Origin of the sequence: Aromatoleum toluolicum, assembly GCF_012911005.2 — a bacterium.
Lineage (GTDB): Bacteria > Pseudomonadota > Gammaproteobacteria > Burkholderiales > Rhodocyclaceae > Aromatoleum > Aromatoleum toluolicum.
Window position 1 is genome coordinate 1 of sequence record NZ_WTVS01000130.1, and the last position, 7891, is coordinate 7891.

Sequence of the window (7891 nt, forward strand, 5' to 3'; positions counted from 1 at the left end):
ATGTGTAAAGCATGCCGCCAGCGTTCAATCTGAGCCAGGATCAAACTCTTAAGTTCAATCCAACAAAGCACCCAAAGAAATCATTACTGACTTACATATGAGCACTCAATCTTTGCAACATTAAAACCGCCGAAGCAGTTCGGTCGCGCCAACCAAGCACCCACACTTATCGGTTGTCCAATTTTTTAAAGAACCGCTGCCGAAGCAGCGAGAAAGAAATTCTGACAAACTCAACCGCTTTCGTCAAGCACCGCAGCAAACTTTTTTAAATCCGCTGCCGCACCGCGCCCCTCTTTCCTGCCCTCCACCGCCGCCGCCAAATCCGCCGCAGCGCTGAAGAGGCGCGAATTATATAGAGCTCAAGCGGGCCGTCAAGAGTTTCGACGCAAATTCTTTGCAGCAAGATTTCGCGAACCGCGGATGCACGAATAATGAGGGCGTAGCACACTCACACTCGTCATCGCCGGCGTGTTTTTAACCAAGCGAGGCCGGCAGAAGTCGTTTCTAGAGGACTTGGTAAACCCGAAGCTCGAATCCGTCGCCCGTGTAGGACGCATCGAGCGGTTTGAGTTTTTGCACGCTGCCGTTGCCGGTGACAAAGAGGGGAACGGTGGGTGCGTCGAGTGCGCGCAAGGGCGCAACAATCCGCACAGCCTCCCCCCGAAGCAAGGGGTCGCACAGCAGCACCGCGGCAGGCCTGCGCCCGTCATCAACGTGGGCGAGTACGGGCTTGCGCGACAACACCTCGAGCCCCACATGCGTGGCGCCTTCTTCCTCTGTCCAGGCTCTCCGCACCAAGGCCAATTGCCATCCCTGCCCATCGACGGGATGAATCCCGACGAGTTGGCCGACGCTGACCGCGGCGTTTTCAGCGATGGCACCCAGTCCGCTACGACTGAGGTCGCGAACTTGCCATTCTTCACGACGCACGCCTTGCTCACCACCGAATACGCGTCGAAGCTCATCGATACCGGCGACGGCGGCGAGCGATCCCGTGATCTGGTGGCGCCTGTGACGCCTGACGGGGGGGATGGCCGACCAGTGCTGCAGAAGATGATCCAGGGCACGGAGGTGAAGGGATGACGATTCGGCGTCAGACGACGAGGCAGCGGACTGGGCGTCCGCAATAGCGCGCGCCCTTGCCTCGCGGAACATTTCGGATGCTAGCCCGGGCGAGAAGAACCAGGCTCCCGCAGCAGCTTCTGAAATGCCGACGAGCCTGCGCGGCACGCCGCCCTGCGGATCGACAAAATGGGTAGCCCCCTCGAAGACTTCTGGCTCGAATCGCACCACTGGCACGGAGAGACGTAACAACCGGTCCACCGCTACCAACAGGCGCGGCGCAAGCAGGTCAAGCGATGCCGTGCACGCTGCGAGCGCTCTGACGTAATGAAAGTCGACGGATTCATCGGAAGGCATGACCACCGGCACCGACCGTGCGGTCGAAGCGTTGCGGTCGCCTGCTGCATGCATGAAGGCGCGTCCGAGCCATTGCCATAAGTGCGGATGCGGAGGCCCCCCGCTGCACCGCTCCCATATCACCCGTTCGGCACCCGCGCGCACAAGACGCTGACCGAGGTCGATGATGGCATTGCGCTCACGGACACCGTCTCGCCCCGCGCCGTATGCATTCAGGCAGCGCTCGAGCTGATCGAGCAGGGCTCCGGAAATGTCGCGCGCCGCATTTAACAGGGGGCGGCAGTCCCGACGGTCTTCGAGCGTTGTGAGCATTTCGCGAACACGACCAACGCACGCGAGAACGGCCTCGTCGAGGTTTGCAAGGACACGGTGGTGATCCGCAAGATCGGCCACGTCCCGCCGGGAAAGGATCCCCAATTCGTATTGGAGCCCACTGATCTCACGCAGCAATTCGGTACGCTTCGCGTAATCCGCACCGACGCGCGCCGTTGCTCGCCCTGCCTCCGTCCGGGCGATGATCGGTTCCTGTGGCACGCTGGCTCCCCGCATCACCACGCAATCTCCATAAGCTGACCGGCCGCCGCGATCCGGCGGTTTTGTAACAAGGTTAACACAGGCCCGCGACGGTAATTCGTGACGACTTGTACGCTCCACCTACGATGTAGAATCGCGGTCTCTCGGCGATGGATTCATGCATGAAACAGTATCTGGACCTGATGCGACACGTTCTCGAACACGGCCACCGGAAGTCGGACCGCACCGGCACCGGTACGCTGTCGGTGTTCGGATGGCAGATGCGCTTCAATCTCGACGAGGGTTTTCCCCTGCTGACGACGAAGAAGCTGCACATGCGATCGATCATCCATGAGCTGCTCTGGTTCCTGCAAGGCGACACGAATATCCGCTACCTCAAGGAAAACGGCGTGTCGATCTGGGACGATTGGGCAGACGCGAACGGCGACCTCGGGCCCGTGTACGGAAAGCAATGGCGACGCTGGGAAACGGCCGATGGGCGAACAGTGGATCAGATCGGGCAACTGATCGACGGCTTGCGGCGCAACCCGGATTCGCGGCGCCATATCGTGTCGGCGTGGAATCCGGGCGAGGTCGAAGGCATGGCGCTCCCGCCGTGTCACGCATTGTTCCAGTTCTATGTCGCGGGCGGACGCCTGTCCTGCCAGTTGTATCAGCGCAGCGCGGACATCTTCCTCGGAGTGCCATTCAATATCGCCTCGTATGCACTGCTGCTGATGATGGTGGCGCAGGTATGCGATCTTGAGCCGGGGGACTTCGTGTGGACGGGGGGCGACTGCCATCTTTACCTGAACCACATCGAGCAGGCCAGACTTCAGCTGTCCCGCGAGACGCGCCCACTGCCGAGAATGACGATGAATCCGGACGTGAAGGATATCTTCGCCTTCCGCTTCGAGGATTTCGCGCTCGACGGATACGACCCGCACCCCCACATCAAGGCGGAAGTGGCGGTATGAGCGCGGCGCGGCCCGATGTGGTACTGATTGCTGCGGTCGCCCGCAACGGGGTGATCGGTCGTGACAATGCGTTGCCGTGGCGCCTGAAGGCGGATCTTGCGCACTTCAAGGCGACGACCGTCGGGCACCCGGTGCTGATGGGGCGCAAGACATGGGAATCGCTGGGCCGGCCGCTGCCCGGACGCCGTAACCTGGTCGTGACGCGGGACGAGTCGTATGCCGCCAGCGGGGCGGAAGTGTTTGCGAGCCTCGACGCCGCACTCGCGGCCGCGGGTGACGGGAAGGTCTTCGTGATTGGGGGGGCTGAAATCTACCGGCAGTTGCTGGACCGCGCGGACGCCCTGGTGCTGACCGAGGTCGGCGCGGAGGTGGACGGTGATGCGTTCTTCCCCGCCTTCGATCGTTCGCTGTTTACCGAATCCCGCCGCGAAACCCACGCCGCGGACACGAACAACGAATTTCCGTTCGACTTCGTCGAATACCGGCGCAAATCCTGACCCGGGCCGGGTGCAGCGGCTTAGCGCCGCGGCTGCCCGGCTCCGGACTGCTCATCAGTCCTACTTCACACAATCGACGAAGTAGTCGACGCGGCCGTTCGACTGTTCGCGCACGAACCCGTGGATGTCGGTCTCGAAACCCGGGAAGGCGGCATTGAAGTCGCGTGCGAACTTGAGGTAGCGCACGATCGTCGCGTTGAAGCGCTCGCCCGGGATCAGGAGCGGGATGCCCGGCGGATACGGCGTGACGAGCATCGCGGTGACACGCCCTTCGAGCTCGTCGATCGCGACGCGCTCGATCTCGCGGTGGGCCATCTTGGCGAAAGCGTCGGCGGGTTTCATCGCGGGGACCATGTCCGAGAGGTACATCTCGGTGGTCAGGCGTGCGACGTCGTGGGTCTTGTAGAAGGAGTGGATCTGCGCGCAGAGGTCCTTCAGGCCGACCTTTTCGTAGCGCGGATGCTTGGCGATGAAATCCGGCATGACGCGCCACAGCGGCTGGTTGCGGTCGTAGTCGTCCTTGAACTGCTGCAGTTCCGTCACCAGCGTGTTCCAGCGGCCCTTGGTGATGCCGATGGTGAACATGATGAAGAAGGAATACAGACCGGTCTTTTCGACGATGATGCCGTGCTCGGCGAGGTAGCGCGTGAGGATGCCGGCGGGGATGCCGGAATCGTCGAAGTCGCCGTCGACGTCTAGGCCCGGGGTGATGATCGTGGCCTTGATCGGATCGAGCATGTTGAAGCCGGGGGCGAGATTGCCGAAGCCGTGCCAACGGTCGCCCGCGTTGAGCATCCAGTCCTCGCGCTCGCCGATACCTTCCTCGGGAAGGTATTCCGGCCCCCACACCTCAAACCACCAGTCGTCGTCACCGAACTCGGCGCCGACTTTGCGCATCGCGCGGCGGAATTCGACCGCTTCGGACAGCGACTCCTCGACAAGCGCCGGGCCGCCCGGAGGCTCCATCATCGCCGCGGCGACGTCGCACGAGGCGATGATCGCGTACTGCGGCGAGGTGGACGTGTGCATCAGGTAGGCTTCGTTGAAGATGTCGCGGTCGAGCTTGCACGTCTGGGAATCCTGAACGAGGATCTGCGAGGCCTGCGACAGGCCGGCCAGCAGCTTGTGCGTGGACTGGGTGGAAAAGATCATCGACGTCTCGCAGCGCGGACGGTCTGCGCCGATTGCGTGGTAGTCGCCGTAGAAATCGTGGAACGCCGCATGCGGCAGCCAGGCTTCGTCGAAGTGCAGCGTGTCGATCTGCCCGTCGAGCATCTCCTTGATGGTCTCGACGTTGTAGACCACGCCGTCGTACGTCGACTGGGTGATCGTGAGGATGCGCGGCTTCTGGCTCGCGGCCTCGCGGGCGAACGGGTTGGCCTCGATCTTGCGCTGGATGGTCTCCATCCGGAACTCGTCGATCGGGATGGGCCCGATGATGCCGTAGTGATTGCGCGTCGGCGTAAGGAACACCGGCACCGCTCCGGTCATGATGATGGAGTGGAGGATGGATTTGTGGCAGTTGCGGTCGACGACGACGATATCGCCGGGCGCAACCGTCGTGTGCCACACCATCTTGTTCGACGTCGAGGTGCCGTTGGTGACGAAGTAGAGGTGGTCGCAGTTGAAGATGCGCGCGGCGTTGCGCTCGGACGCGGCGACGGGACCGGTGTGGTCGAGCAGCTGGCCGAGCTCCTCCACCGCGTTGCAGACGTCGGCGCGCAGCATGTTCTCGCCGAAGAACTGGTGGAACATGTGGCCGACCGGGCTCTTGAGGAAGGCCACGCCGCCGGAGTGGCCCGGGCAGTGCCAGGAATAGGAGCCGTCGGCGGCATAGTGCGTGAGCGCGCGGAAGAACGGCGGCGGCAGGCTCTCGAGGTAGTTCTTGGCCTCGCGCACGACGTAGCGCGCGATGAATTCCGGCGTGTCCTCGAACATGTGGATGAAGCCGTGCATCTCGCGCAGCACGTCGTTCGGGATGTGCCGGCTGGTGCGGGTTTCGCCGTACAGGAAGATGGGAATGTCGGCGTTGCGGAAACGGATCTCCTCGACGAAGGCGCGCAGGTCGGCGATCGCCTTGTCGGACGCTTCCGGTGAGGAGAATTCTTCATCGTCGATCGACAGGATGAAGCCCGATCCCTTGCTCTGCTGTTGCGCAAACGAGGTCAGGTCGCCGTAGCTGGTGACGCCCAGCACTTCCATGCCTTCGTCCTGGATCGCCTCCGCAAGGGCACGAATGCCGAGCCCGCTCGCATTCTCGGAGCGGAAGTCCTCGTCGATGATGATGATCGGAAAGTGAAAGCGCATTCCAGTTTCTCCAGCTTGCTGCCCTGCGGCATACGGGAATCATACCCGTGTGTGGTTTGCTCCCGTATTACCGGAAAGTACAAAGGGCCGTCAGACGGCCCCTGTCGATGGTCGCTCCGCGCGAGACGGATCGGGCGGTTGGATCAGATCTTCGGCAGCGTCACGCCGGTCTGGCCGAGGTACTTGCCACCGCGGTCCTTGTAGGACGTTTCGCACACTTCGTCCGACTCGAAGAACAGCATCTGTGCGATGCCTTCGTTCGCGTAGATCTTCGCGGGCAGCGGAGTCGTGTTCGAGAATTCGAGCGTCACATGTCCTTCCCATTCGGGTTCGAGCGGCGTGACGTTGACGATGATGCCGCAGCGTGCATAGGTCGACTTGCCGAGGCACACGGTCAGGACGCTGCGCGGGATGCGGAAGTATTCGACGGTGCGGGCGAGCGCGAAGGAGTTCGGCGGGATGATGCAGACGTCACCCACGAAGTCGACGAAGTTCCGGGCGTCGAAATCCTTGGGGTCGACGATCGTCGAGTTGATGTTGGTGAAGATCTTGAATTCGTTCGCACAACGGACATCGTAGCCGTAGCTCGACGTCCCGTATGAGACGATCTTGCCGCCGTCGTTGTGGCGCACCAGCTCGGGTGCGAACGGCTCGATCATCCCGTGCTGTTCCGCCATGCGGCGGATCCACTTGTCGGACTTGATGGACATGGGTGCGCGTTTTCCTCGGCGACCTGTCCGGCACAGGCCGGACGCGAAAAATCCGCGTAGTTTAGGGCAAGCGCCGTCGGATCAAAAGACAAATCCGACGGCGCCCGCGCGTCAGGTATTTTTGACGACGATATTGGGGAATTTGTGGGTCATGTCCTTGGCCTTCTCGGCCACGCGAACGGCCACCTTCCGCGCGATTTCGCGGTAGATGCCGGCAATGCGTCCGTCCGGGTCGGCGACCACGGTGGGCGTGCCGCAGTCGGCCTCCTGACGGATCTGCAGATCGAGCGGAAGGGCTCCGAGGAAGGCAACATTGTAGTCCGCGCAGAGCTTCTCGCCGCCGCCGGTACCGAAGATCGACTCCTCGTGGCCGCACTTCGAGCAGATGTGAATGCTCATGTTCTCGACGACACCGACGATCGGAACGCCGACCTTCTCGAACATCTTGAGGCCCTTGCGCGCGTCGAGCAGGGCAATGTCCTGCGGCGTGGTGACGATGACGGCGCCGGTGAGCGGCACGCTCTGCGACAGCGTGAGCTGGATGTCGCCGGTTCCCGGCGGCATGTCGATGATCAGGTAGTCGAGATCCTTCCAGTTTGTTTCCTTGAGTAGCTGGTTGAGCGCCTGGGTGGCCATGGGGCCGCGCCACACCATCGGCGTCTCGACGTCGACGAGGAATCCGATGGACATCGCCTGCAGGCCGTGCGCCTCGAGCGGCTCCATGGTCTTGCCGTCGAGCGAATGCGGCTTGTGCGCGCCGATGCCCAGCATCTGGGGCTGCGACGGGCCGTAGATGTCGGCATCGAGGATGCCCACGTGCGCGCCTTCGGCCGCCAGCGCGAGCGCGAGGTTGGCGGCGGTGGTGCTCTTGCCGACGCCGCCCTTGCCCGAGGCTACCGCAATGATGTTCTTGACGCCCGGCAGGAGCTTCACGCCCTGCTGTACGGCATGGGCGACGATCTTGCTGCCGACTTTGACCTCGACCTGCTCGACGCCCGGCTGCGTGAGCACCGCGCCAACGGCGAGGTCGCGGATCAGCGCGAACTGTGTCCTGGCGGGATAACCCAGTTCGATCTCGAAACTCACGCTCCCCCCAGCCACCTGGAGGTTACGGATGCACCGGGACGACACGAGGTCCTTGCCGGTATTCGGATCGACAACGGTTTTTAGCACTTCGGTAACGGACTCGGCGGTGACACTCATGACTGGCTTCCTCGGGATCACGGGCCCGCAAGCGGGGCGACAAGAACTCCATCATACCGAAGGCGGCGCCGGCGCTCACCCTCGGGCGCAAAAGGGTCATTCCGCCGCGCGCGACGCGGTAAAATTCGCGCCTCGCACGAATTCCATCTTTCAGGATATCCCGAGCATGCCCCGTTTCCAGGCATTGGCACTTTCCGCGTTGATCGCGCTGCTTTCCGCTTGTGCCACGCCGTCCGGTCCGCAACACGAAGCCACACCCCCGACC

7 protein-coding genes are annotated in these 7891 nt (G+C 62.6%); 3 read left to right on the top strand and 4 right to left on the bottom strand.

Going from position 1 to position 7891, the window contains the following annotated elements; all coding sequences use genetic code 11:
* Positions 1–504: 504 nt before the first annotated feature.
* Positions 505–1968: a cyclic-di-GMP receptor FimW-related protein gene (locus GPA27_RS27370; RefSeq protein ID WP_505606754.1), complete on the bottom strand. Its 1464-nt coding sequence runs from the start codon at positions 1966–1968 to the stop codon at positions 505–507.
* Positions 1969–2114: 146 nt separating this feature from the next.
* Between GPA27_RS27370 and GPA27_RS27375 the strand changes: the two genes are divergently transcribed.
* Together GPA27_RS27375 and GPA27_RS27380 are read left to right on the top strand one after the other, a co-directional pair.
* Positions 2115–2909 (top strand): thymidylate synthase, encoded by a 795-nt coding sequence (locus tag GPA27_RS27375; protein ID WP_169143576.1) that lies wholly within the window; start codon positions 2115–2117, stop codon positions 2907–2909.
* On the top strand, positions 2906–3406 hold the full coding sequence (locus GPA27_RS27380) for a dihydrofolate reductase (protein ID WP_169143577.1): 501 nt from the start codon (positions 2906–2908) through the stop codon (positions 3404–3406). Before GPA27_RS27375 ends, GPA27_RS27380 begins: the two co-directional genes overlap by 4 nt.
* A 60-nt stretch (positions 3407–3466) precedes the next feature.
* Here the strand turns inward: GPA27_RS27380 and GPA27_RS27385 are convergent, their stop codons facing one another.
* From GPA27_RS27385 to apbC, 3 genes are all read right to left on the bottom strand, one after another.
* The gene (locus GPA27_RS27385; protein ID WP_169143578.1) at positions 3467–5713 is read right to left on the bottom strand and encodes an arginine/lysine/ornithine decarboxylase; all 2247 of its coding nucleotides are present in this window, start codon (positions 5711–5713) and stop codon (positions 3467–3469) included.
* Between the two features lie 143 nt (positions 5714–5856).
* A complete protein-coding gene (gene dcd, locus GPA27_RS27390; protein ID WP_169143579.1) occupies positions 5857–6423 on the bottom strand; it encodes a dCTP deaminase in 567 nt (188 codons plus the stop codon).
* A gap of 111 nt (positions 6424–6534) precedes the next feature.
* A complete protein-coding gene (gene apbC, locus GPA27_RS27395; protein WP_169143580.1) occupies positions 6535–7626 on the bottom strand; it encodes an iron-sulfur cluster carrier protein ApbC in 1092 nt (363 codons plus the stop codon).
* Between apbC and GPA27_RS27400 the strand changes: the two genes are divergently transcribed.
* On the top strand, positions 7625–7891 hold a 267-nt coding region (locus GPA27_RS27400; RefSeq protein ID WP_211165283.1), incomplete at its 3' end, for a hypothetical protein. The two genes, apbC and GPA27_RS27400, sit on opposite strands and share 2 nt — an antisense overlap.